Genomic DNA, 25,198 nt, shown 5'->3' on the forward strand with positions numbered 1-25,198 from the left:
GTCAGAGGTAGCGACCCTCCAACTCGATCAGTATAAATGAACCTATAAGCTATCAAACAGCTTACTGATAAAGACTTCTTTTTCAGCATCTTGATCAATCAACCCTAAACCAACGGTTAAAAAGGTTGAATCATGTTTCTTCTCTGTGGTGGCGACAGACTGGACATAATAATTTAGGCGATTGACCTGGCCCCCAAACTCTAAATCCAAGACAGATTGTCCTAATACCTGTGGAATCACATCGTCACTCTTTATTAGCATGGTGGCGTCTTGCTTACTAAATTGAATCACCATACAGCGAAATTGCTTGCCTTCAAAGCGCACCAAGGTTGGAATCTTGACATCTTTGACTGTGGGAACGGGAGCATCAGGGTTGATAAATTTGGTTGCTTCTACTTTACGCGATGCTTTCCCTGCCCCCATCAATACATCCAATGATGCTGATGCAACGCCGCCTGCAGGCGCTGCACTTCTGGATTTTTGTGAGGTCAGCTTACTTTGCATATTATGCTTTTTGGCGGCACTCATCACCTTATTCACCAGCTGTTCACTGGAAAATGGTTTCCCCAAATAATCCGTTACCCCAGATTTTACCGCTTCCACCACATGGCTTTTGTCGCCACGGCTAGTGATCATCAAGAAAGGAATGTCTTCTTTTTTGTATTCAGGCTGCTCACGGCACCATTGCAATAGTTCAACACCCGTCATTTCAGGCATTTCCCAATCGCATAGCACCATATCAAACTGACTTTTCGATAACAGTTGTTGGGCCTTACGCCCATTAACAGCTTCTTCCAATATGGCGGCTGGGAATTCTTTACGCAACGTGCGACGAATTAAATCGCGCGTAAAAGATGCATCATCCACCACCAGTATTTTTATCGACATTCACAAGCCTCTTTTAGAGCAATTAGAACAATCTTACAAGGAAGCGTCATGACCGTGCACAGGTTGGAAAACTGAGACCCACAAAAGCGTGGCCGCCAACACTGCAATCGGCATGATCACTAAATTTACAAAAGGGATCGTCAAACACACCATAACAATACCGCCAAAAGTCCAACACAATAGCGGTTTAGTACGCAACGCCATACGCATGTCATAAAAAGCGACTTTATTATTGTCAAATGCGTAGTCCATGTATTGAAGTGACAACATCCATGCTGAAAATAATAGCAGCAAAACCGGAGCAACGACATTCACCAAGGGGATAAAAGACAGCACGATTAACAAAATGAAACGTGGTAAGAAATAGAATAATTTCTGACATTCACGCTGCACACTGCGAGCAATAATCGCGATCACCACTTTCGTGGTCATTTTTTCATCGAACACTTTACCCGTTTGCTTCTCTTCTACCTTCTCTGCCAAGATGGCCATAAAAGGCGACGCTAAAATGTTCACACCAATAGAAAAACTATAAAACAGCAAAACGGCAATAATGGCGGCAAAGATGATATAAAACAGCCAATGCATAAAGGCGAGCCAATGGGGCAAATAGCCCATCGCCATATTAATCAAATCATCAAAGTAATGCAGTGCCACCATGTACAACAATGCCATGAGTATCAAATTCGCCACTAAAGGCGCTAATATAAAAATCCGCAACCCTGGAGAAACGATCAATGGTAAGGCTTTCAGAAACGCACCGGCGGCTTTAAAAGGCTGTGTAATCACTCTTATTTATTCCTAATCGATCATAATAGCCAAGAGCATAGCATGAGCGGATTATAGGCTCCATGTCATCCGCTTTTCCCTGACAAGTATCCACGCAAAATGACTTAAAATCCCTGATTCTCCTTGTCACTTTCACAAAAATGAAGCAAGCCTAACAACCTTTACCTTTATTAGACGCATAACCTGATACGGAATTTCGATTGTGACCTTTTGTAAATTGATTAACTATGAAGGCTGAGCTTAGTTTCGCTCGTCTCATGACTTTATCGTCAACAAGAATAAAAGACCTCACAAAAGCTAACTAATTAAGGTAACGATTATTATGAAGAAGACAAAAACGTTAATCGCCAGCGCTATTCTTGCTGCGTCTTTTGGGGCCATGCAAGTATACGCAGCTAATGTGCCTGCTGGCGTTCAACTGGCGAAAGATCAAGTGCTGGTCAAAGGTGGCGAAGGTGAACCTCAAACCATTGATCCACAGAAAGTCTCTGGGACACCTGGATCACTGCGTGACCGTGACCTGTTTGAAGGTTTATACAGTGAAGGTAAAGATGGCGTGTTAGTACCTGGTGTCGCCGAAAGCTACACGGTTAACAAAGATCACACCGTTTACACCTTCAAATTACGTCATGATGCGAAATGGTCAGACGGCAGCCCTGTTACCGCAGAAGATTTTGTCTTCGGATTTCAACGCCTTGTCGACCCAAAAACGGCATCCACTTACTCTTACTACGCCGCATTAGCTGGTATTAAAAACGCACAAAACATCATTGATGGTAAAGATAAAGTATCTTCTTTAGGCGTAAAAGCACTGGATGCCCACACCTTCCAAGTCACCTTGGACCATTCCGTACCGTATTTTGTCAAAATGACCGTGAACGCCTCACTTTTCCCAGCGCCCAAAAAAGTGGTAGAAAAATGGGGAGACGCTTGGACCAAACCAGAGCATATTGTCAGCAATGGTGCCTATAAACTGAAAAGCTGGGTCGTTAACCAAAAAATGGTCTTTGTTCGTAACCACGACTACTGGAACGACAAAAAAACCGTTATCAATAAAGTGATTGTCTTGCCTATTATCGATCCGAGTGTGGAATATAACCGTTACATGGCAGGCGATTTGGACATGACGTCTAACCAAGGTATTCCAACCAACCGCTACCATGAATTATTAAAAACCGTTCCTAACCAGGTGAAAGTGACTCCTGCTTTGGCGGTTTACTATTACGACTTCAATAATCAAAAGCCGCCTTTTAACGACGTGCGTGTTCGTAAAGCCTTATCTTACGCTATTGATCGTAACATCATCACCAAATATGTAACGGGTACTGGTGAAATCCCTGCTTATTCTTTCACACCACCAGACGTGGCTGGTTTTAAAGCTAAAGAACCTCAATACGAGAAATGGACCCAGGCAGAACGTAATAAAAAAGCCCAAGAGTTATTAAAAGCAGCAGGCTTCGATAAGAGCCATCCGCTGAATTTCACCTTGCTTTACAACACCAATGAAAACCACAAGAAAATTGCCATCGCAATTTCCGCCATGTGGAAAAAAACTTTGGGCGTCAACGTGACCCTAGATAACCAAGAGTGGAAAACCTTCCTTAATACTCGTCAGTTAGGTAACTATCAAGTGGCCCGTGACGGTTGGTTTGGTGATTATAACGAAGCGTCGACTTTCTTGAGTTTGTTGGACTCTAACTCTAGCCAAAACAACGCGAAATATAAAAACCCAGCTTTCGATAAATTGATGGATGAGACTGCGAAAGTAAACAATCCTGCTCCTTATTATCAAAAAGCGGAAGATCTAGCGATTGATCAAGATATGGCAGTGGCACCTATCTATCAATACGTCACCAAACGCTTGCTTAAGCCTTACGTGGGCGGCTACATGCCAAACCTTGAAGACAATATCTATACTCGTGATATGTACATCATCAAGCATTAATATTGTCACTTACCATTCCCTGGCGCAGTGATGCGCTAGGGTGTATTTCCAATGATGGTTCCCTTGTATTAGCCGCCTAGCGGCGACCTAATCAGGTATTTTTTTATGTTCAGATTTATTGTTAAACGCTTGCTTGAAGCTATTCCTACTCTGTGGGCGTTGGTAACGCTTTCCTTCTTTTTAATGCGTTTCTCCCCAGGTAGTCCGTTTACTTCAGAGCGAGGTATACCCCCTGCAGTATTGGCAAACTTGCAAGCTAAGTACCATATGAATGAACCGTTAATGAACCAATATTTCCATTATCTTTGGGATTTATTGCACGGCAATTTGGGTTACTCATTCCGCTTTAGTGACTATACGATTAACCAGCTGATCGCACAGAGCTTCCCCATTTCGGCTGAAATTGGCTTTTGGTCTTTTCTTGTCGCGATCTCCCTTGGCGTATTATGTGGTGTCTTTGCCGCGCTACGTCAGAACTCTCTTCTCGATTATGGCGTGATGACCTTTGCCAATATCGGTATGGTGTTGCCGAATTTTGTCATTGCGCCCTTGTGTATCCTGTTTTTCTCCATTAAACACCATTGGCTACCCGCAGGTGGCTGGAACGGTGGAGCTTGGCAATACTTGATTATGCCCGTCATCGCCATGTCCACCAGCTATATTGCCCAGATAGCACGAATTACCCGAGGTAGCATGATCGAAACCATGCACTCTAATTTTATTCGTACCGCTCGTGCTAAAGGCTTACCCAAAGCACGTATTATTATTCGTCACGCACTGCGCCCTGCCATGTTACCAGTGGTTTCTTATCTTGGGCCCGCGTTCGTCGGTATCGTCACCGGTTCGGTAGTTGTTGACCAATTCTTCGGCACAGGTGGTATCGGTCAAAACTTTGTCAATGGCGCGCTTAACCGCGATTACTCTTTAGTCATGGGCGTCACCATTTTGATCGGCACCCTGACCATTCTTTTTAACGCCATTGTCGACATTCTGTATGTCTTCATTGACCCTAAAATTCGTTTATAGAGCATTTGACTATGATGACAAGTAAAGAAAAAGTCGCGGCTGTCGAGAAGTTCGCCGGACAAGTTGTCGAGGTAGAAGGTCGTAGCTTATGGCAGGATGCTCGCCGTCGCTTCTTCACTAATAAAGCCGCAGTAGTTAGCTTAATAATATTAGCAATTATTGCTGCCCTATCCATTTTTGGCCCGTTATTAAGCCCTTGGAACTATGCCGACATCGACTGGAGTGCGTTGTCTGACATCTCTACCCTAGGACGACCCAGTATTGCCAATGGCCACTATTTTGGTACCGACCCCTTAGGACGCGATATTTTTGTGCGTACCATGCAAGGGGGTCAAATCTCTTTGATGGTCGGGATTTTAGGCAGTTTTGTGGCCGTCGTGATCGGGACGCTTTATGGTGCCACATCCGGTTATTTAGGCGGTAAAGTAGACAGCGTGATGATGCGCTTTCTAGAGATTCTAAACTCATTTCCCTTTATGTTTTTCGTTATTATTTTGATGACGGTATTTGGTCGTAATATTTTGCTGATTTTCGTGGCGATCGGAGCCGTGTCTTGGTTGGATATGGCGCGTATTGTACGGGGTCAAACCCTGAGTTTGAAAAACAAAGAATACATCGAAGCCGCCTATGCTTGTGGGGTGTCGACACCGAAAATCATTAGCCGTCACATTGTGCCAAACGTACTGGGCGTGGTCATCGTTTATGCGACCTTACTGGTACCCAACATGATTCTGCTGGAATCTTTTATTAGTTTCTTAGGCCTTGGGGTCCAAGAGCCAATGACCAGTTGGGGGGCATTGATTTCTGAAGGGGCGCCAAACATGGACGTCGCTGTATGGCAATTGGCTTGGCCTTTGGGCTTCTTGGTTGTCACCTTGTTTTGTTTTAACTTCCTAGGCGACGGTTTACGCGACGCACTAGATCCAAAAGACCGCTAGGAGGATGGTATGACGACTATGAAAAAAGAGAATATTTTAGAAGTCGATAACCTGCGTGTTAATTTTAAAACACCAGATGGACTCGTTACGGCTGTCAATGACTTAACATTTGACCTTGCTCAAGGGGAAACACTAGGCATCGTTGGTGAATCCGGCTCAGGAAAAAGCCAAACCGCGTTTGCTTTGATGGGACTGTTGGCGGGCAATGGTGTGATTGAAGGCGAAGCCCGTTTTGAAGACCAAAACATTCTGACCCTTGACGAAAAAGCCATGAATCATATTCGCTCTGAGAAAATTGCCATGATCTTCCAAGATCCAATGACCTCTCTGAATCCTTATATGAAGGTTGGTAAGCAGTTAATGGAAGTGTTGCTTCTGCATAAAGGGATGAGTAAAGCAGACGCCTTTGAAGCCTCCGTAAAAATGCTCGATGCCGTGAAAATGCCAGAAGCCCGTAAACGTATGAATATGTACCCTCACGAGTTTTCAGGTGGCATGCGACAACGTGTGATGATCGCTATGGCCTTGTTGTGCCAACCAAAACTGTTAATTGCTGATGAGCCTACCACGGCATTAGACGTGACGGTGCAAGCACAGATTTTGACCCTATTGAACGAGTTAAAAGCCGACTTTAATACCTCCATCATCATGATTACCCATGATTTGGGAGTGGTGGCTGGTTTATGTGACAAAGTGTTGGTCATGTATGCAGGACGTACTATGGAATACGGCCAAACAGAAGATGTGTTCTATCGTCCAACACATCCTTATACAAAAGGGCTATTAGAAGCCATTCCTCGTCTTGATGGTGATGGCGAAGCGCTGGCAACAATCGCGGGTAACCCACCCAACTTACTCAACCTTCCGGCAGGCTGCCCCTTCCAAGAACGTTGCCTATACGCAGAGGATCGCTGCCGTAAAGAAGCACCTGTTTTGGAAGAGTATCAACCTGGTAAATTACGCGCTTGTCACAAACCGGTGAATTGGGAGGTGGCATCATGAGTACAGCAACTGACAACGTATTAATGGAAGTGAAAGACTTAAAAGTTCACTTCAACATCAAAGCAGACAACGCGTGGCCATGGACTCCAGGACAGGCTCTCAAAGCCGTTGATGGCGTCAACCTAACCATTTATGAAGGCGAGACCCTTGGTGTGGTTGGTGAATCCGGCTGTGGTAAATCCACCCTTGCTCGGGCCCTATTACGTCTTGTGCCCATTACCGATGGCAGCGTAGTGTGGCTAGGACAAGACTTAACCGACCTCGACAAAAAGCAAATGCGAGATAAGCGCCAAGAACTGCAAATGATCTTTCAGGATCCATTGGCGTCGTTAAACCCTCGTATGACGGTTGGTGACATCATCGCAGAGCCGCTACGTACATTTAAACCCCATTTGTCTAAGCAAGAAGTCAAAGATCAAGTACGCGCTATCATGGATCGTGTTGGTCTTCTACCCAATGTGATTAACCGCTACCCCCATGAGTTCTCCGGTGGTCAGTGTCAGCGTATCGGTATCGCTCGCGCCTTGATTCTCAAGCCAAAGCTTGTAGTGTGTGATGAACCGGTATCCGCATTGGATGTGTCTATCCAAGCACAAGTCGTCAACTTGTTAAAAGAACTGCAAGGGGAAATGGGCCTATCTTTGGTGTTCATCGCCCACGACTTAAGTGTAGTGAAGCACATTTCCGACCGTGTCCTTGTGATGTATCTAGGCAATGCGGTGGAGCTAGCGAGCAAACATTCACTGTATGACACGCCACGTCATCCTTACACTAAGGCCCTATTGTCTGCAGTTCCAGTGCCCGATCCGCAACATGAACGTGGCAAGAAGATCCAGCTACTCGCAGGGGATTTACCCTCACCGATTAATCCGCCTTCTGGCTGTGTCTTCCGTACTCGTTGTCCGCACGCTAACGAAGATTGTGCGAGCCAGAAACCGGTTCTGGAAAACTTGTCCAGCGAACATCAGGCTGCCTGTCTTCGCTTAGCTGAAATAGCTTAAACCGACTTTCTCGCTCTTAATAACAGAACGAGAACTAGAAAAAACTGCACTTATTAAGTAGGTGCAGTTTTTTCATTTTTCCGGCCATGATCGTGCTCTTAATCACTGACACAAGATGAAGACAACGGCTAGATAGGAGTCGCTTTTTGGCTAAAGCGACACAATGAGTCACAAAATCTTTAGAAAATCCTGACATTGATTTAGAATATAACATTACACTATAAGCTGATTATTCAGCGATGCTTGAATACGTTTTTGCTATCTTTTTTCGGTGCTCTCTATGCGGCGTCGGAAACGTTGCACGAAGTCGCGAGCAAAATTTTCTAATGAGAACACTCTAAGGGATTTAATATGCGCTTCCTCTTTTTCTTGGTCTGCCTCACCGTTGCATGCTATTTGCCAACAGCTAATGCATTAGAATCCCCAAAAGGCCCTGTTGTGTTGTCGTTGACAGGCATACTGGAAAAAACCAACGATGATCAACAAGCCAATTTCGATATGGCAATGCTCGCCAAACTCCCCCAAAAGAGTTTTACCACCAGCGCCCCTTGGACCAATAAAAAAGACACCTACACAGGCTTTTCCGCCACGGATTTACTCAAACAAGTCGACAGTAAAGGGACTTTATTAAGAATCACAGCCCTTAATCAATATATTATCGACATCCCTGTTAGTGATTTTGTCAAACATGGTGCCATTTTTGCGATAAAAAAAGACGGACATCCGATTAGTATTCGGGATCTAGGTCCAATATTAGTCATCTATCCGTTTGATGAACATCCCGAGCTGCAAAATGAAGTCTATTACTGGCGCTCCATATGGCAGGCAAGATATATCGAAATCCTCTCAAGCTCGCAGGACTAGCCGAGTATGTTACGCCAATCTAACCGTGAAAGATTGCCCTTTAAGAAGTGGTACGTTATGGGCTTTCTATCATTGCTGTTCAGTATTATCTTCTTTTCTGGTGGTATTTTTTTCTATGCCTCAGAAGGCACCAAAGCCACACAACAGCGTATTTACGAAAGCTCTTTATGGAATGCCTTACAGTTTCAGCTGCAATCCTATCGCTTTGTTAATTACCTGATTCAAATCAAACCCTCAGACTTACCTCTTAAAGGCGAAGCATACAATCAATACGAGCTGCTCATGAGCCGACTTGATTTATTACGAAATGGGGATGTGGGTTATTTGATTAGAGGCATTACCGGCGGAAGAACATTACGGCTTCTCAATATCATCACCGGAGAGTTAGAACTCATTAGTCTCAACCTGACCAAAGTAGAAAATGGTGATCTGTCTTACTTAGACAGTATGGTGAATCGTATGCACCACCTTGACAAACAAGTCAACGAACTCACCGTGTTGGTCAGCCGAGACACCAATAAATACATCGCAACACAACGACGTCACCTTGGCGATAATTTGCGCCATATCCAATGGATGATCGGTGGTTTTTTACTCTCATTAAGTTTGCTATTGGTTTGCCTAGTTAAGAGCTACCAACAGTACAAAAAAGTCTTCAAGCAAAACCAGCAATTGACCCAACGAGTTTTGTACATTAAAGAAGAGCAAGCTCAAAAACTCGGTATGATAGAGCAAGAAATGCGTCCATCGATCCAGGCCTTATCCTCCCTATCGGAAAACTTCATCAAAACCGACCTTCAGGCTAACAAAGAGCAGATGTCTAATCATATTAAGGAGTCAAGCCAACAACTGATGACGACTCTCAATATGTTCACTGATATTGCCTTGCTGGAAGTGAATAAGCTGGATCTCAAATATACAACGGACAATCTTGAACAATTTATGGAGAGCCGGATTCTATCCATGGCCCTACAAATACATAGAAAAGGCCTAAGACTCGCCACATATGTTGATCCTTTTATTCAATCTACGATTTCGTTAGACTTCAAGCGCTTTAGCGACATTCTTTCAGTCTTTGTGCAAAATGCCATTACCTATACACCACAGGGTGGCAGTATCAGTATTCATATCCTTCCATCCGATAACGAAACACCCTCGCCTCAAACAGGCGAACGAATGATGCGTATTGTGGTACAAGACAATGGTATTGGCATGCCAAACAGTGTACAGACCGCGTTACGCAGCAAAAAGCCATTCTCTCCAAGCAAGGAAGAGTCCCCTTTCCATGAAGAAGTCGGTCTTGGTTTAGCCTTTTGCTATAAGCTCGTTGAGCATATGCAAGGCGACATCCACTTTACGAGTGAGGCTGACCATGGCAGCGAATTTTGGATCGATATTCCCTATCATATCACCAGTGATAGCCAGCCTCTGCCAACACCTCTTCGAAGCCATACCATTACACGGGCACTGCTGTTTGAAACCGATCCCATTTTAACCAACACATTAGTGCTACAACTGTCTAAAATGAATATTGAGGCCATATTATATGACCCTCAACATTACCCATCAGAAGAGGATTTTGATGTCATCGTCACCCACGTCGATACCTTATCGCAAGAAATGGAAAATGACATTCAACAATGGAGTGAGAATGGTAAGCCAGTACTATATGGCACACTGATGTCGGCAGAAGAAGAATACATTGGTAGTAATGGAGGAGGATTATCCTCGCCATTGACACAAAGCAAACTAGAAAGAGTCCTCCTACAGTACACTTAACACCACGCTTCAGGACATTCACCAGCACAAAATTCTAGGAGAAATTGTGAGTGAAATTGATCAAAATGCCTTAAGCAGCTTAATTACCATGTTAGATAAAAACATGGTGAACGAAGTGCGTCTTGTGTTTGAGCAGGACTGCCAAGAAAAAATGGCTTTACTAGAGTTCGCATGGGAGCAGCAAGATCTCGCCACCGTTGCGGAAATCTGCCATGCACTTAAGTCCTCTTCGGGAAATCTTGCTTTACTTTCTTTGTCAAAGGACTTTGAGATGCTTGAGAAAGCCGCTAGAAAAGCGCAAACCGAACACTTCCCCCTACCAAACAATCTAAACGCCATCAAAGCCCATGTCAGCAGAGCACTGAATGACCTCAATGTTTACTTTGAGCAGACGCATTGATTCAACTAAAACGACCACTCAAGATCAGTTGATTCAATAAAAGTCGTGACTAAGGCCTCTAAACCCTCTTGATCCGCTTGCGAGAAACGTCTCACTTTGGGGCTATCTATATCAAACACACCAATAAGATCCCCCTCATAAACAATAGGAATCACGACTTCAGAAGCTGAAGCGGAGTCACAAGCTATGTGCCCTTCAAAGGCATGCACATCCTCTACTCGTTGCGTTTGCTGGCTGTGTGCCGCCGCCCCACACACACCACGGCCAAATGGGATACGGGTACAAGCGACTTTTCCAACATAGGGCCCAAGTACCAATTGCTTATCTCGAGCAAAATAAAACCCAGCCCAGTTTAGCTCTGGCAAGGTTTGCATCACAAAAGCAGAAAACTGCGCCGCGTTGCAAATCAAATCCCTTTCGCCACCTAACAAGGACGCTAACTGACTGTTTAGGGTGTCATAAAATACGTTTAATGGGGTGTTTGAATCGATTTCTATCTCAAACATCGTTTTCACCTAGTCCATAAATAAAACCCGATCATAGAGAAAGCAGCGCCAAGAGCCAATGATAAAAAACAAAAAAGCCCAGCGGCATCACCGCTAGGCTGTTTTATAAAGTCCCAAACCCTGTTAGCAAATTATTCAGGTTGGGTTTTAACCTGCGCGTCGATTTTGTCCATCGACATATGGCGAACATCAATCCCCTTCACTAGGAAAATAAGGTGCTGGCATACATGGCGAGTATGATCACCAATACGCTCTAAAGAGCGTAAAATCCAGATCACATGAAAAACACGCGTAATGCTGCGAGGATCTTCCATCATGTAGGTTACTAAAGAGCGTAAAGCCGTTTTGTATTCCATATCCACGGTACGATCTTGCTTCGCCACTTTAATGGCGGCATCAATGTCTAAACGGGCATAGGCATCCAGCGTATCGTGGATCATTCGTGATACCATGGTACCGATCCGGTTAATCTCGACGTAGCCACGAGGGGATTCCCCTTCGTCGATCAACTGCATGGTCAGATTAGCTATTTTTTTTGCTTCATCACCAATACGTTCAAGTTCACTAACCGCTTTGCTGATAGACAAAATCATACGCAAGTCGCCAGCGGCGGGCTGGCGCTTCGCTAGGATACGAGTGCATTCTTCATCAATAATGCCATCTAGCTCATTCACCGTTGAATCTTTGTTTTTAACATCTTGAGCAAGTGAGCCATTGCTATCCAAAAAGGCTTGCAGCGAGTCCTGTACTTGCTCTTCTACCACACCTCCCATTGTCAGAAAGTGCTGGCGCAAGGTTTCCAGTTCATTATTAAACTGTTGCGAAGTATGATCTGTGGTTAACTCTTTCATAGTATTTATACCCTCCGCCTAGCGTTAGCGGTGTCAGTCTGTTGTTTGCTTACTTGTATTGGTAAACAGGGGTCGTATCGCCAAAGAAAGTCAGTCGGGTATCGCATACCTTGAGTCTGACAACTCCCTTGCACATATTGATATCTTGCCATCAAAACGTTATCAATATGACTGTGGGAGGGTTTGACTGATCGGCGCGACCAATCATAACGCATTCCTTTACAAGACTATAAAGTGATCACATGACAAAAATATGACAACGGAATAGCTGGCGTAAAATTCTCTTGTGAAAACATCCTATTACAGAGGGAACAGCATGCGATAAAACCGCCCATTTAAAAAGTTTGTTTTCTGCGTCACCTGACTTTTTGTCACAGTACCATCTTATCTTAATGACATAAACAGCCTTGCTGATGAAGCAAATAGACCTTATTCTCAAACCATCTCTAATAGTCTTAGGATCATTCACAATGAAAGCGATGCAAATGAAGGACTATGGTCCAGCCAGCGATTTAACACTAAACAACGTCAATCAACCCAGTATTAATGACGATCAAATATTGGTAGAAGTCAGCGCAGCAGGCGTTAACCCCGTCGATACTTACATTCGTTCTGGTACCAATAATTACACAACAACCTTTCCCCACACACCAGGTTCTGACGGTGCTGGCACCATTGTTCAGCTAGGTAAAAATGTCACAGGCTTTGAACTGGGCCAACGTGTTTACTTTACTCGTAACTTGACGGGGTCTTGTGCTCAATTTGCTGCTTGTCTGCCTACTCATACCTTCCCTTTAGCCAATGCCTTAAATTTTGAAGAAGGTGCCTGTATCGGCATTCCTTTTACGACCGCTCATCGAGCATTATTTGGCCGAGCAAAGGCTCAAACGGGTTATAAAGTCCTCATCCACGGAGCAACCGGTGCAGTAGGTACCGCTTGTGTACAATTGGCATTGTTAAACGGAATGGAGGTCTTTGCCAGTGCAGGAACACCTGCAGGGGCGGAGTTACTACGTCAACTTGGGGTGACCCATGTGATTATGCATAACGAAGAAGGCTATTTAACTCCCTTTCAAAACCTAGAAAATGGCTTTGACGTAATCATCGAGATGCTCGCTAACCATAACTTATCAGAAGACTTAAAAGCCCTAACCTTGGGAGGATGTGTGGCGATTGTTGGTAATCGCGGCACCGTCGAGATTAACCCTCGCGACTTGATGGCTCGAGATGCGTCGGTGGTTGGGGTTGCCTTAGCCAATGTAAATCCTGAAGCATTAGCATTGATTGCCTCATCCTTGCTACCGCACTTTGAAAGCGGTGAGCTCAAGCCCGTGATCCGCAAAGTCTATGCCTTAAACGATTTAGGCCAAGCTCACGAAGATGTCCTACTTCCTGGCGCCCTTGGCAATTTGGTGGTCAAAGTCAAACCCGGCTTTCATTAATAACCCGTAACCTTCCCCCTAGAAGCTAAAGCGCCTTTGCATCTCATAACAAAAGACAGTAGAGACGCCTTAGCTTTTTAGGCATTCCAATTATGGAGGAATATGAAGTAACTCGTTCCCATTCCGTCTAAAAATGATCCTGACCATTTCGATGGATAAAAGGGATATCCTTAGAATACCCCTACTCAAGACCCCATAAGACCGCTATACTAAAATATTATTACTCGTATCATAGGTTCGTAATTTTGACTCCTTCTGATTCCGATGTGTTCAGCTTACCTAACGAGGCCGATGCCCATGATCACGATTACCACCAACTGGTCGTGGTCGTAGACGGTAGCACCGACTTCGATATCGAAGGTAACAGCAAAGAACTACAAACGGGTGGTGGATGCATTCTGCCATCATCGGATAGTCATGCCTTTGCAGGGCTTGGGGAGAATCGAATCATGGTGGTCAACCTGCCGATTCCGCCACAAAAAGCGATTACCGACGAAGAATACGAGATCGTCTCCCGCTTATTTGATAAAGCCGCCTATTTTCAATTAAACCCTCGGTTACAAATTTTAGCCTCTGCCCTATCGGGCGAACTTCAACAGTACCCAAACGATCCTATTTTAGCCCGCGCCTGCGGCAACACATTATTGAGTGCCATCCGCCACCAACTCAATAATAAAGACGTTCGTCAACGCGGCAATCACCTCGACATTGATAAGCTAGATCAATTTATTGAACTGAATTTATCTCGTCGTGTACACATTAATCAATTGGCCAATTTTTGTTTTTTAAGTGTCAGTCAGTTTCACGAACGCTTTAAAGAACGCACAGGTATCACACCACACCAATACTTAATGCGTAAGCGTATAGAACGCGCACAAAAATTATTGAGCGAAGGGGTTCCACCCATTCAGGCCGCTGAAATGTGCGGTTTTTCCAGCCAAAGTGCGATGACTAACATCTTCTCTCAAACATTAGGGATAACACCACTGCGTTACCAAAAGCAGTTTTCCTAGGGCATGTGAACCGCACTTTTTTACAAAAGTCACTCGGTGTGTTTTTGCCCTGTTTTTGGTCATTGACGACTTATCCCTTTATTTTAACGCTCACTTTTAAGCATTTTGTAAAGTTAGGGGAGATTAGTCGGACTTTCTTATAAAAAAAACCGACTTTTTCGAAAGACAGTTTCTTAGTTCTGTCACTAAAGTGTGTTCACAATCCAGTCGTGCTGTTTCTTGCAAAGTTTATACAAATAAAAACATCAAGAAACAGCATAGTGCTCTGTAACAACTTACGGTCCAAACAAGAAAATCGAGTGTTTTTTTGTATTGTCGCGGGAGAATCCGACCATGTTTAAAGCAATTGAAGTGTTAGAACCAACCTTCATTCAGCGGCCACTCAATGAGTTATGGCAACTTATATCCCCTCTTTATAAAGCGGATGAAGAGGCCTGGTTGAATGAATTGTTACCCTTGGCAAAGCCGACTGATATTGAATTAAAAAATTGCACGGATGCAGCGACGCACTTGATTGAACAAGTTCGTAAGGACGACGACAGTATGTCCATGATCGACGCCTTGTTGTTGGAATACAGCCTTGATACCAAAGAAGGTATCTTGTTGATGTGTCTGGCCGAAGCCCTGATGCGTGTGCCGGACAAAGAAACCGCCGATGCCTTTATCAAAGACCGTTTAAGTGTGGCAGACTGGGCATCCCACGCAAAAAACTCAGACTCTTTCTTTGTCAATGCCTCCACTTGGGGACTCTTGCTAACCGGCAAAATCGTCACTATGGATGAAGAGCGAGATGGCAAGCCTGCGAACTTAGTGAATCGCATGATTAACCGCGTGTCAGAACCGGTGATACGTAAGGCGATGAACCAAGCCATGAAAATCATGGGGCACCAATTCGTACTAGGTCGTAGCATTTCAGAAGCCCTTTCTCGTGGCAAAAGCTACCGCGACAAAGGCTACACCTATTCTTTCGACATGCTGGGTGAAGCCGCCTTGACCGCATCGGATGCAGAGAAATACCTGAAGTCCTACATGCAAGCCGTCGAGTCCGTTGGCCAAGACACTTACGGAAAAGGCCATCGTCCAACCATTTCGATCAAATTATCAGCCCTTCATCCGCGCTATCAAGTGGGTTGTGAAGACCGTGTCATGACAGAACTGTTTGACAGTGTCAAAAGCCTAATTAGCAAAGCACGTTCGTTGAATGTTGGTATAACCATTGATGCCGAAGAGGCAGACCGTCTGGAGCTGTCTCTCAAATTATTCGAAAAACTCTACCGTGACGAAGTGACTCAAGGCTGGGGATTGTTCGGGCTGGTCATTCAAGCCTACTCTAAACGTGCTTTACCAGTATTGGCTTGGATCGCAGCCCTTGCGAAAGAACAAGGTGATCGCATTCCACTACGACTAGTGAAAGGCGCTTACTGGGACTCAGAAATCAAACTATGCCAACAACGAGGCATTAACGGCTACCCAGTTTATACCCGTAAAGAATCCACGGATGTGTCTTATTTGGCCTGTGCACGCTTCCTACTAAGTGAGCATACTCGTGCCAGTATTTTCCCGCAGTTTGCCAGCCACAACGCGCACACCATTGCAGCCATTAGCTGCTTAGCAAAAGAGTTAGGAGCCACAAACCAAGATTTTGAATTCCAGCGTTTACACGGCATGGGGGACGCTCTTTATAACAGTCTTATCAAAGACAGTGACGTTTGCGTGCGTATCTATGCACCTGTTGGTAGCCATAAAGACTTGCTGCCCTACTTGGTCCGTCGTTTATTAGAAAATGGGGCAAACAGCTCCTTCGTTCACCGTTTAGTGGACGCTCGCTGTCCGGTTTCTGAATTGGTAGACCACCCGGTGACCACACTGGAAGGTCGCAAAACCTTGGCAAACCCGTTCATAAAATTACCTCTGGATATGTTTGAAGATCGTAAAAACTCCTTCGGTCCAAACATCGAAATCGAATCAGAATGGCGTCCATTCCAGTCAAAAATCGACGCTTTTATGGGTCAAGATACCCAATGGCGCGGTTACCCTATTGTTGGGGGCAAGCCAGTACATACAGGCCATACACACAGTGTGAAGAGCCCTTACAACCACGAAGAGACCGCAGGACAACTTGACTGGGCAGATCAAGCAACCGTTACCCAAGCAATTGACCTTGCGGAAGCCGCTTACCCCACATGGTCCGCTCGTCCAGCGTCGGAGCGCGCGGATTGCCTAGAAAAAATGGCGGACTTGATGGAGGAAAACTACCCAGAGCTGATGGCACTTTGCCATCGCGAAGCGGGTAAGACCATCCAAGACAGCATTGATGAAGTTCGTGAAGCCGCGGATTTCTGCCGCTACTACGCACAACAAGCACGCAGCCATTTCACAACGCCCGCCACCTACACCGACTTTCTTGGCGAAGAGAAAAATGTGCTCTTAAATGGCCGAGGTGTCTTTACCTGTATCAGTCCTTGGAACTTCCCATTGGCGATCTTCACAGGCCAAGTGGTCGCCGCCTTGGTGATGGGCAATACTGTGATAGCTAAACCCGCAGAGCAAACCAGCTTAATCGCTATTCGTGCCGTTGAAATGCTCCATAAAGCCGGCGTTCCAGGGGACGTGCTACATCTTCTACCGGGTGATGGGGCCTCTGTTGGTGCCCCTATCACCAGCGATAAACGGATTGCAGGCGTGGCATTCACTGGCTCAACTGGTACGGCGCAATTGATCAACCGCACCTTGGCAAGCCGTGGCGTTGCCCCAGTCCCAGTCATCGCCGAAACCGGTGGGCAAAACGCCATGTTAATCGACTCAACCTCGTTACCAGAACAAGTGGTACGTGATGCGGTTCGTTCTGCTTTTGCCTCTGCTGGACAACGTTGTTCTGCCCTTCGGGTGATGTTTGTGCAATCGGATGTGGCCGATCGTATTATTCCCATGATCAAAGGGGCGATGGACGAGCAAAGTGTTGGTTTACCCGCGCTTCATAGTACCGATGTGGGCCCTGTCATCGACCAAAAAGCACAAAAGATGTTGCTCGATCACATCGAATACATGACCAAAGAAGGCAAGCTGATTGCTCAGTCTACATTGCCAGCGTTTGCGGATAAGGGCACATTTGTCCCACCAACGGCCTTTGAAATTGCCAGCATTGATCAGTTAACCGATGAAAAATTTGGCCCGATCCTACATGTCGTGCGCTATAAAGCAAAAGACTTGGATAAGATCATCGACACCATCAACAACTCAGGTTTTGGTTTAACCATGGGCGTACACAGCCGTAACGAAACCACCTGCGCGCACATTGCCCAGCGAGCTCGCGTCGGCAACTTGTACATCAACCGCGACCAAGTGGGTGCCGTTGTTGGCGTGCAACCCTTTGGTGGTCAAGGCTTATCTGGTACCGGTCCAAAAGCCGGTGGTCCACACTATCTACAGCGTTTCGCGACTGAACAATACTTTTAAGTCGGCGAACAAGGAGACATGGTAATGACAATCATACAACCTATTCAAATTGATGTCGCTCGAAGCGCCTTTGAAGCTTGGGATTCATTAGGAGTTAATGGTCGTGTTGAGCGCTTGGCTCGCACCATGACCCTATTGCCAGAAACTCAACGTAAAATGGCAGTTTGGCAACTCAATAATGCTCAACACGAAATAGCAGAAACCTTAGTGATGCCAGGGCCAACAGGAGAAAGAAACGAACTTGCTACCCAAGGTCGTGGCCCTTTCCTATGCCTGTCGGACTTTGATACAGACAACGCTAAAGTTGGCTTGGTAGGGCAAATCTTCGCAGCACTGGTGGCTGGTAACCCGGTTATCACAGTTGGTCTTATGGGACAGGAAATCATGGATGCCATTCTGGACGCCGTCCCAGAAGGTATTATTCAAAACGTCGCCGAGTCCGCCGTTGATTCATTAATTGAAGCGGATCATCTTGCTGGTGTCGCTATTTTATGCGATGCCGACAAGGCTCAGTCTTTGAGTAAACGCTTGGCTGACAAAAGTGGTCTGATTTGCCAATTAGTGGAAGAAACCAATCTAGACACATTAGGTAAAATCGCGACTCCACATTACATTTTGCGTTTTGTGACAGAGCGTGCGGTCTCAATCAACACCACCGCAATCGGTGGTAATGCGACCCTACTGGCATTAGGCAGCATGGAAGAATAAGCTGTTTATTAAGCAGACCCGTTGCGTTAGGGTCTGCTTAATACGCTTTATTATTTCTCAATATACTCCCCTGCATTTGTCAAAAAAACAAACGCTTACCTCTGCAATCTTAGCTTAGAGATCCTCTCTCTAGCCCTTTCAAACTCTATGTCATCAACTAAGCTGATGATCTCGTCCACTTGAGACACCCAGTTTGCAGCATCAGGATGCTGTTTCAACCGTAACAGCGAACGCGCCACTTGGAAATCAGAAGCTGCTAACAAAAGCTCAATTTCCTCTAAAAGCAGCCCAATAGAAACTTCCTCTGGCTCAGGAACAGGCGATTTCACTTCATCGATAACGGTATAAAGCTTCTCTAGCAAGGTTGATAAGGTCTCACAGACACAATCAAAGAGGTCGATATAAGGGGCCTGATCTTCTAGGCATTTTTCTAGTTGTCGACTCTCCTCCTCCAATTGTGTCGCACCTAAATACGCTGCATTAGACTTAAGCGAGTGAACACAAATTCTTAGATCGTCAAGCTGACCCGATGCCTCAAGCTGCTTGAGCAACACCATATTAGTCAAACCTTCTTGAATGAAGTCCTGAATAACCTGCTTATAGACCTCTTGCCTTCCTGAGATCCTCGGCAAGGCAAGCTCGGTATCCAAGCCAACATCTTGATTAAGACGCATAATCAGCTCGTCAAACGAGAGCGGGCTTTGCTGCGACGGTTTCGGTGGCGTCACGCTCTCCTCAACCGTCATATAGCGCGACACCATGTCTAGAAGAGCCTCAGGATTAATGGGTTTGGACATGTAATCCGTCATGCCAGCATCCAGACAACGCTGTCGGTCTTCCAGCCCTGCATTGGCCGTCATCGCAATAATGGGAAGATCCAGATCTGGATAGCGGTGGCGAATGTGTCGAGTGGCCGTAAAGCCATCCATCACTGGCATTTGCAAATCCATTAATAACAGCTGGTGTCTATCAGGGTTCAGCATTTGCAAAGCCTCTTCACCGTTTGTCGCAATATCAATACCGACATCCAACTCTTCAAGAAAACTCACAACAATTTGACGATTCAGGGTATTGTCATCAACCAACAACAACGTCTTACCCGCAAGAGAGTGAGGTTTACGGTGTTCATGCTCCGCAACCGCACCATCGTTTGCGGTCAATACACGCACCTTAGAAGCGGCCTTGACGTCATTTTTCCAGGCTCGGCTTTGAAGGCTGCGCTGTAAGGGGATTTGGAAATGGAATGTGGAACCTTGACCCAGTTCACTGTCTAGCCAGATACGGCCATTCATCAAGTCCACCAATTGATGACAAATAGCCAAGCCTAACCCAGACCCACCATAGCGACGCGTAATGGTATCATCGACTTGGGTAAAAGGCTGGAATAAGCATGTTTGCTGCTCTAATGTCATCCCCACACCCGTATCTTTCACACTGAAACGCAGTACTTCTTTATCATCCGCTAAGAACTGCGGCGACACGGTAATTGTAATGTGCCCCCTGTCAGTAAATTTAATGGCGTTATTCACTAAATTAATCAGCACCTGCTGAATACGCAGTGGATCACCTAGCAAATCAATAGGGGTTTGATCAGCAATATTGATATCCAGCCTGAGGCGCTTTTCCTGGGCCTTGATCGAGCTCACCATCAAGACATGGTCAATAACCTGCTTAAGAGAGAACGTCGTGTTCTCAATGGTCATTTTCTTGGCTTCAATCTTCGAGTAGTCGAGAATATCGTTGATGATCCCCATCAAGTCTTCAGCCGATATAAGAATGTTATCGACGAAGCCTCTCTGTTCAACACTAAGTGGCGTTTTTTGTGTCAGTTTGCTCATACCGATGATGGCATTCATGGGCGTTCGAATCTCATGACTCATGGTCGCTAAGAACATCGACTTCGCACGATTTGCCTCTTCAGCTTGACGCTTGGCGTAGCTTAATTGTTCTGTACGCTCTTCCACGCGCTTTTCAAGGGTCGCATAGACCAAGGCATTGTCGATAGAAATGGCCGCTTGTCCAGCCAAAATAGCCAAGACCTGTAAACGGTCTTGCGTAAAGGCCGACGCCACCAAATTGTTTTCAAGATACAAAAGCCCAAGGGCTTTACCTCGCTTCACTATTGGATAGCAGAGTACAGATTTAGGCTGACACTTCGCAATGTAAGGGTCCTTAACGAAGGCAGCGTTTTGTTGCGCATTATCAATAATCAACGGCGTTAACGTACGACGCACATAGGAAAAGATCGATGATGGATACGACAAGTTAGCATTCTCTGTCAGAGGAATATCTTGTAATACGGTCACCTCCCCTTGATCTAACTCCCCTTGTGCCTCAATAAGCCAGTCACCATTGATGTTTAACGCCAGCATCCCCCGTTGAGCCCCTGCTTCCATAAAAATGGTGCGCATCAATTTGGTCAGCAGATGTTCAAGCACAATCTCTTCCGAAATAATTTGACTGGCTTTGACAACGGATAATAAATCCAGGCTATTCGACGCTGTCGTTAAACTCATCTCAGTACTGTAAGCGTCTGAGTTATCACGGGAACGAACCAGCTCAGGAAACGCCAATTCAAGCGCAATCACTTTGGCTTGAGCCCCCCATCTCATGTAGTTGTGATGAGCCTCTTTTAAGTAGAGCCCTGCAAACTTACTTTTACTACGAGACATCCAATAGCGAGCCGCCAGCTCATTTGCTATCCCCGATTGATGTAAAAAACCTTGCTTATCAGACTCCTCTATCGCTAAATCAAATAAATCAACGGCCTGTTTATGCTCACCATGTAAGCGAGCTAATTCAGCACGAATCAGGTGTACTTTATTGGCAAAGTTATCAGGGTAGTTCGTCGCCCAATCTGTAAGACGCGAGAGACACACATTGATCTTGGAGATAATAGCGTGCTTTTCTTCCTCGGACTCTTCTTCGTCACACAAGGAAGCCAAGATAAGCCCCTGCATAAAGTAATAGTCTGCATTGGTAAACCAACCAAAGGTAGCATCTAAGGTCACGGCGGCTTTCTCGGCCATGTCGCTTCCTTGTTGGTAGCGACCAAATAAAAAACATTCCTGCATTTTATTCAGGTAGTAGTAGTTCAAACACAAAGCGTGTTGTTGCTGTTCCATTTGCTTAACAAACTCGCGCTCATTAAAGCCCTCGTCATTCCAGCTCTTTGTTGAATGACTATCGCCTTGCAATAAGGCGGTATTCCTTTCCAAGATTTCCAATATCTCTAGGGTATTGGGATCACCGATGTTCTCTAAAATGGGACGAATATGCTGGTTTTCCTTTATCACATCCGTAAGGGGAAGCCCGGCTAACTTCATGATTTTTAAGATATGAAACGCACTGTAACTGATAAAAATGCGATCTCCCACATCCATACCCGCACTCAATGCCGACTTAAGCAGAGCAATGCTGTCGTGAAGGGAAGCTGACCATGGGCTGTTAGTCACAGCAAACATGGTATATACCTTACAACGCAATTTATGGTTGTCCGTTTTATCGACTAGGTCGACAGATAACTGTCCAAAGCGATAGCCAGTTTCATAATCCCCGTAAAAAATACTCAGCATAGAGCCATAGCAGGTGTAGCCAAAAGGTGACACATCTGTATTACCATACTGAATAGACAGGGCCACCAGCTTTACCACAGCTAAGGTACTCATGGGTAAATTGGTGTTAATTGCTGGCCCCCAGATCATCCCCAGCAACTGGCATAACATGCGCTTCTCTGCCGCTTGCATGACAGGCAAGCTGAGCAAAGACTCTACCGTGTTCTGCTCTAGATAAGATTGGATGATCTGTGACTCACTGAGCATGGCTTGTTCGATTTCCTCAGCGTCTGTTGGCCATTCCACCCCCAGTAGACGAATGGCGTCACAGCCTACATCAAGGGCTTCTTGGAAGCGCCCGTGGTTTGCATAAAGCTCAACCTGATGGGCATACACTTCGACCTTTTCCATCACCGTCTTCGATTTTTCCAATAAGAGCGCACAATATTGATGGCCTGCCTCGACATTGCCGCACAGTAACTCCACTTCGGCACATTCTTTATAACAGGACAAAGTCAGTGGGTAATAATCTTCCCACCCCTTGTGTTCAAGAATAGCAATGGCGGATTGAATGTAGTGCAGTGCATGCTCGTAGGCATTGGCTTTTTTGGCTCGTTGCGAAGCCAGTAAGTTAAGCTCGGCTAACTCTCGCCGTTTCTCTTCGTCTTCGAGTAGTGCGAGAGCCAAATTCAAGTGATTGACGATGCTAAAAAGACTTTCGCTAAGATGGAAAATCCCCTCTTGCTGCTGGAAGGCCAAACCAATTGTCAGGTGGCATACCTGACGCTCAGCATCCGGCAACATGTAGTAAGCCGCTTGCTGAACCTGATCGTGCAGAAATTTATAGAACGATGTCCCAAGTTCGGATAATGATGTCTGCGTTGATGCATCCAATTGGACAACTAAACCCTGATCGAGAATCTCTGCAAGCAAATCTGCAGTTTGCTCAGTAGTTTGATCTGTGAGTAAAGACAGAATATTAGTATCAAATCGATTACCGATACAAGCAGCCGTTTTCAGCAACGCTTGCGCATCCAGCGAAAGATGCTCGATTTTTCGTACCATGAGATCCACAATATGATCGGCCACATCAAGGCGTTCTATTTGCTTTTGATCCCAATGCCATAAGCCTTGCTGTGAATCAAAATAGATCAAGCCTTCACTGCTTAGTTCCCCTAAAAACTGTTTTAGAAAGAAAGGATTACCCAATGTCTTGCCATAGCAAAGAGCCGCTAAACGCGCTTGCTGCTCATCATTCCGATGCACGCTATCTCTCAATAATGCGCTGACATCTTGTTCAGTGAGAGGCTGCAATTTCAGCTCATTCACATTGGCGTAATTTTCTCTAAGCTCTTTTAGCATCAAAGACAGAGGGTGCGTCACGCTGACCTCATTATCTCGATAGGCCCCAATCACCAAAAAATGATGGGCTTGGCTGCTGGTGATCAAACTTTCTATGAGCCGAAGAGACGCGCTGTCCGCCCATTGCAGATCGTCAAAAAAGAGGGTTAACGGATGGTCTTGTGAACAAAATAACTGAATGAATTTTGGGAAGATCAAATTAAAACGGCTTTGCGACTCCATGGCCGACAACTCGATCAACTTTGGCTGCTCACCGATAATTAACTCAAAGCTCGGCGCTAGATCGGTAATAACACGGCCATTTTCTCCCAGCACACTCAGTAGTTGGGTGCGCCAGTAGTCAATACTCTCCTCTTCTTTCGAGAGCAACAGATGCGCAAGCTGTTGGCAGGCTTGCTTCAGGGCCGAATACGGCACATCACGATTAAACTGATCAAATTTACCAGAGACAAAAAAACCGAGATGGGTTTGTGACGCTTGTTTGGCTTGTTCAACCAAAGACGATTTCCCAACTCCAGAGTACCCCGAGACAAGAAACAGCTCACCACTACCAGAAATACTTTTTTCAACAACTGCATCAAGGTAGGCGATATCTTTCTCCCTGCCATAGAGCTTTTCGGGCACCTGAAACTGGGGAAACAAATCCTTCTGGGCTAATGGAAAAGACTCAATCTCACCCGTTGTTTGTAGCTGTTGTAAACAATAGACAATATCGCATCCCAAACCACGTGCGCTTTGATAGCGCTCTTCAATGCTTTTGGAAAGAAGTTTTAAAATGATGTCTGAAACCACTTGCGGAATACGCGGGTCGACTTGATTAGGGGGTATCGGGGAAATGGCTAGATGACTATGAATCAATTCAATAGGGTCATGATGGGTAAACGGTGGCTCCCCCGTCAAACACGCGTATAAAGTGGCTCCCAGAGAATAAAAGTCTGAGCGATAATCGAGCATGCGGTTCATACGTCCCGTTTGCTCTGGGGAAATATAGCCTAAAGAACCTGACAAACTAAATACAGGAATCGCCTTGTCTATCGCGGTGGACAACTCCTTGGCAATACCAAAATCAATCAGGCAACACTCACCGGTTTCTCGGTTCCAAATCACGTTGTTTGGATTAATATCACCATGAACAACCTGTGCTTGATGAATCGCCTCCAAGGTATTCGACAGTTGATTGGTCAACTGAAGCGTTTCTTCTAACCTCAGTGGCGCGGAGTGTAATATCTGAGCAATACTTTCACCACCAATGTCTTCCATGACTAAAAATAATGAGTGCCCCAGTTTTTCTAGAGACAGCACACGACAAATACCGTCAATATGGGACAAACGTTGCTGCAGAAGAAACTCTTCTCGAAAACAATTCAACTGCTCGACGCTTGGAAACTCCTGCTTTAGTAATTTGATGATGACAGGGAGAGCATCTCGGTTTCTCACCCCACGCAGCACTAACGAGTGTCTGCCATCAAACAATAAAGACTGAGTTGTATACCCAGGAACTAAGATCATTGTTTATTCCCACCCTACATCATTCAAGACACAGTAGCATACTTACAAAGGCGCTTATTTCATCTTCTACATCTCTTAACAGTATTACTCCTAAATCAGAATTATGTGCATTTTAAATACAAAACATGCTTTTTGCTGATAACTTACGAACATCTAAATAAACTT

At 45.3% G+C, this 25,198-nt stretch carries 17 protein-coding genes; 12 read left to right on the forward strand and 5 right to left on the reverse strand.

What is annotated here, in order from left to right:
• Positions 1-42 precede the first annotated feature (42 nt).
• Entirely contained in the window at positions 43-888 is an 846-nt protein-coding gene (locus MSP8886_RS00590; protein ID WP_067011656.1) for a response regulator, read from the reverse strand.
• Positions 889-921: 33 nt separating this feature from the next.
• Positions 922-1,677: a sulfate transporter CysZ gene (gene cysZ / locus MSP8886_RS00595; protein WP_067011658.1), complete on the reverse strand. Its 756-nt coding sequence runs from the start codon at positions 1,675-1,677 to the stop codon at positions 922-924.
• Between the two features lie 322 nt (positions 1,678-1,999).
• On the opposite strand from cysZ, the gene MSP8886_RS00600 reads away from it, so the two are divergent.
• From MSP8886_RS00600 to MSP8886_RS00635, 8 genes are all read left to right on the forward strand, one after another.
• Positions 2,000-3,622, forward strand: a complete 1,623-nt coding sequence (locus MSP8886_RS00600) for an ABC transporter substrate-binding protein (RefSeq protein WP_067011659.1) — start codon at positions 2,000-2,002, stop codon at positions 3,620-3,622.
• Between the two features lie 105 nt (positions 3,623-3,727).
• Positions 3,728-4,648 carry an oligopeptide ABC transporter permease OppB gene (gene oppB / locus MSP8886_RS00605; protein WP_067011661.1) on the forward strand — a complete coding sequence of 307 codons (921 nt, stop codon included), beginning with the start codon at positions 3,728-3,730 and terminating at the stop codon, positions 4,646-4,648.
• Between the two features lie 11 nt (positions 4,649-4,659).
• The gene (oppC, locus tag MSP8886_RS00610; protein ID WP_067011663.1) at positions 4,660-5,586 is read left to right on the forward strand and encodes an oligopeptide ABC transporter permease OppC; all 927 of its coding nucleotides are present in this window, start codon (positions 4,660-4,662) and stop codon (positions 5,584-5,586) included.
• 9 nt (positions 5,587-5,595) lie between these two features.
• Positions 5,596-6,588: an oligopeptide ABC transporter ATP-binding protein OppD gene (gene oppD, locus MSP8886_RS00615; RefSeq protein ID WP_067011665.1), complete on the forward strand. Its 993-nt coding sequence runs from the start codon at positions 5,596-5,598 to the stop codon at positions 6,586-6,588.
• Positions 6,585-7,589 (forward strand): murein tripeptide/oligopeptide ABC transporter ATP binding protein OppF, encoded by a 1,005-nt coding sequence (oppF, locus tag MSP8886_RS00620; RefSeq protein ID WP_067011667.1) that lies wholly within the window; start codon positions 6,585-6,587, stop codon positions 7,587-7,589. Before oppD ends, oppF begins: the two co-directional genes overlap by 4 nt.
• Positions 7,590-7,940: 351 nt before the next feature.
• Positions 7,941-8,453, forward strand: a complete 513-nt coding sequence (locus tag MSP8886_RS00625) for a putative pterin-binding protein (RefSeq protein ID WP_067011669.1) — start codon at positions 7,941-7,943, stop codon at positions 8,451-8,453.
• 6 nt (positions 8,454-8,459) lie between these two features.
• Entirely contained in the window at positions 8,460-10,232 is a 1,773-nt protein-coding gene (locus MSP8886_RS00630; protein WP_083200698.1) for a sensor histidine kinase, read from the forward strand.
• 46 nt (positions 10,233-10,278) lie between these two features.
• Positions 10,279-10,632, forward strand: a complete 354-nt coding sequence (locus MSP8886_RS00635) for an Hpt domain-containing protein (RefSeq protein ID WP_067011673.1) — start codon at positions 10,279-10,281, stop codon at positions 10,630-10,632.
• Between the two features lie 5 nt (positions 10,633-10,637).
• Here MSP8886_RS00635 and msrC read toward each other — a convergent pair whose 3' ends face one another.
• A complete protein-coding gene (gene msrC / locus MSP8886_RS00640; RefSeq protein ID WP_067011675.1) occupies positions 10,638-11,138 on the reverse strand; it encodes a free L-methionine (R)-S-oxide reductase MsrC in 501 nt (166 codons plus the stop codon).
• A 131-nt stretch (positions 11,139-11,269) separates the two neighbouring features.
• Positions 11,270-11,989: a phosphate signaling complex protein PhoU gene (phoU, locus tag MSP8886_RS00645; RefSeq protein WP_067011677.1), complete on the reverse strand. Its 720-nt coding sequence runs from the start codon at positions 11,987-11,989 to the stop codon at positions 11,270-11,272.
• A gap of 470 nt (positions 11,990-12,459) precedes the next feature.
• Between phoU and MSP8886_RS00650 the strand changes: the two genes are divergently transcribed.
• The 4 genes from MSP8886_RS00650 (at position 12,460) to MSP8886_RS00665 (ending at position 18,608) form a co-directional block, all read left to right on the forward strand.
• Positions 12,460-13,431 (forward strand): NADPH:quinone reductase, encoded by a 972-nt coding sequence (locus tag MSP8886_RS00650; RefSeq protein WP_067011679.1) that lies wholly within the window; start codon positions 12,460-12,462, stop codon positions 13,429-13,431.
• A 245-nt stretch (positions 13,432-13,676) separates the two neighbouring features.
• Positions 13,677-14,444, forward strand: coding sequence for an AraC family transcriptional regulator (locus MSP8886_RS00655; protein WP_067011681.1), 768 nt, complete (start codon positions 13,677-13,679; stop codon positions 14,442-14,444).
• Between the two features lie 333 nt (positions 14,445-14,777).
• A complete protein-coding gene (gene putA / locus MSP8886_RS00660) occupies positions 14,778-17,900 on the forward strand; it encodes a bifunctional proline dehydrogenase/L-glutamate gamma-semialdehyde dehydrogenase PutA (RefSeq protein ID WP_067011683.1) in 3,123 nt (1,040 codons plus the stop codon).
• Positions 17,901-17,924: 24 nt separating this feature from the next.
• Positions 17,925-18,608, forward strand: a complete 684-nt coding sequence (locus MSP8886_RS00665) for a 1-pyrroline-5-carboxylate dehydrogenase (protein WP_067011685.1) — start codon at positions 17,925-17,927, stop codon at positions 18,606-18,608.
• A gap of 95 nt (positions 18,609-18,703) precedes the next feature.
• Here the strand turns inward: MSP8886_RS00665 and MSP8886_RS00670 are convergent, their stop codons facing one another.
• Positions 18,704-25,033, reverse strand: a complete 6,330-nt coding sequence (locus tag MSP8886_RS00670) for an AAA family ATPase (RefSeq protein WP_067011686.1) — start codon at positions 25,031-25,033, stop codon at positions 18,704-18,706.
• Positions 25,034-25,198 lie beyond the last annotated feature (165 nt).

Source organism: Marinomonas spartinae, from assembly GCF_900089775.1.
Classification (GTDB): domain Bacteria; phylum Pseudomonadota; class Gammaproteobacteria; order Pseudomonadales; family Marinomonadaceae; genus Marinomonas; species Marinomonas spartinae.

Coding starts and splice junctions, on each gene's coding strand:
- MSP8886_RS00590 (WP_067011656.1), bottom strand. CDS start 888: ATGTCGATAAAAATACTGGTGGTGGATGATGCATCTTTTACGCGCGAT.
- MSP8886_RS00600 (WP_067011659.1), top strand. CDS start 2,000: ATGAAGAAGACAAAAACGTTAATCGCCAGCGCTATTCTTGCTGCGTCT.
- oppB (WP_067011661.1), top strand. CDS start 3,728: ATGTTCAGATTTATTGTTAAACGCTTGCTTGAAGCTATTCCTACTCTG.
- oppC (WP_067011663.1), top strand. CDS start 4,660: ATGATGACAAGTAAAGAAAAAGTCGCGGCTGTCGAGAAGTTCGCCGGA.
- oppD (WP_067011665.1), top strand. CDS start 5,596: ATGACGACTATGAAAAAAGAGAATATTTTAGAAGTCGATAACCTGCGT.
- oppF (WP_067011667.1), top strand. CDS start 6,585: ATGAGTACAGCAACTGACAACGTATTAATGGAAGTGAAAGACTTAAAA.
- MSP8886_RS00625 (WP_067011669.1), top strand. CDS start 7,941: ATGCGCTTCCTCTTTTTCTTGGTCTGCCTCACCGTTGCATGCTATTTG.
- MSP8886_RS00630 (WP_083200698.1), top strand. CDS start 8,460: ATGTTACGCCAATCTAACCGTGAAAGATTGCCCTTTAAGAAGTGGTAC.
- msrC (WP_067011675.1), bottom strand. CDS start 11,138: ATGTTTGAGATAGAAATCGATTCAAACACCCCATTAAACGTATTTTAT.
- phoU (WP_067011677.1), bottom strand. CDS start 11,989: ATGAAAGAGTTAACCACAGATCATACTTCGCAACAGTTTAATAATGAA.
- MSP8886_RS00650 (WP_067011679.1), top strand. CDS start 12,460: ATGAAAGCGATGCAAATGAAGGACTATGGTCCAGCCAGCGATTTAACA.
- putA (WP_067011683.1), top strand. CDS start 14,778: ATGTTTAAAGCAATTGAAGTGTTAGAACCAACCTTCATTCAGCGGCCA.
- MSP8886_RS00665 (WP_067011685.1), top strand. CDS start 17,925: ATGACAATCATACAACCTATTCAAATTGATGTCGCTCGAAGCGCCTTT.
- MSP8886_RS00670 (WP_067011686.1), bottom strand. CDS start 25,033: ATGATCTTAGTTCCTGGGTATACAACTCAGTCTTTATTGTTTGATGGC.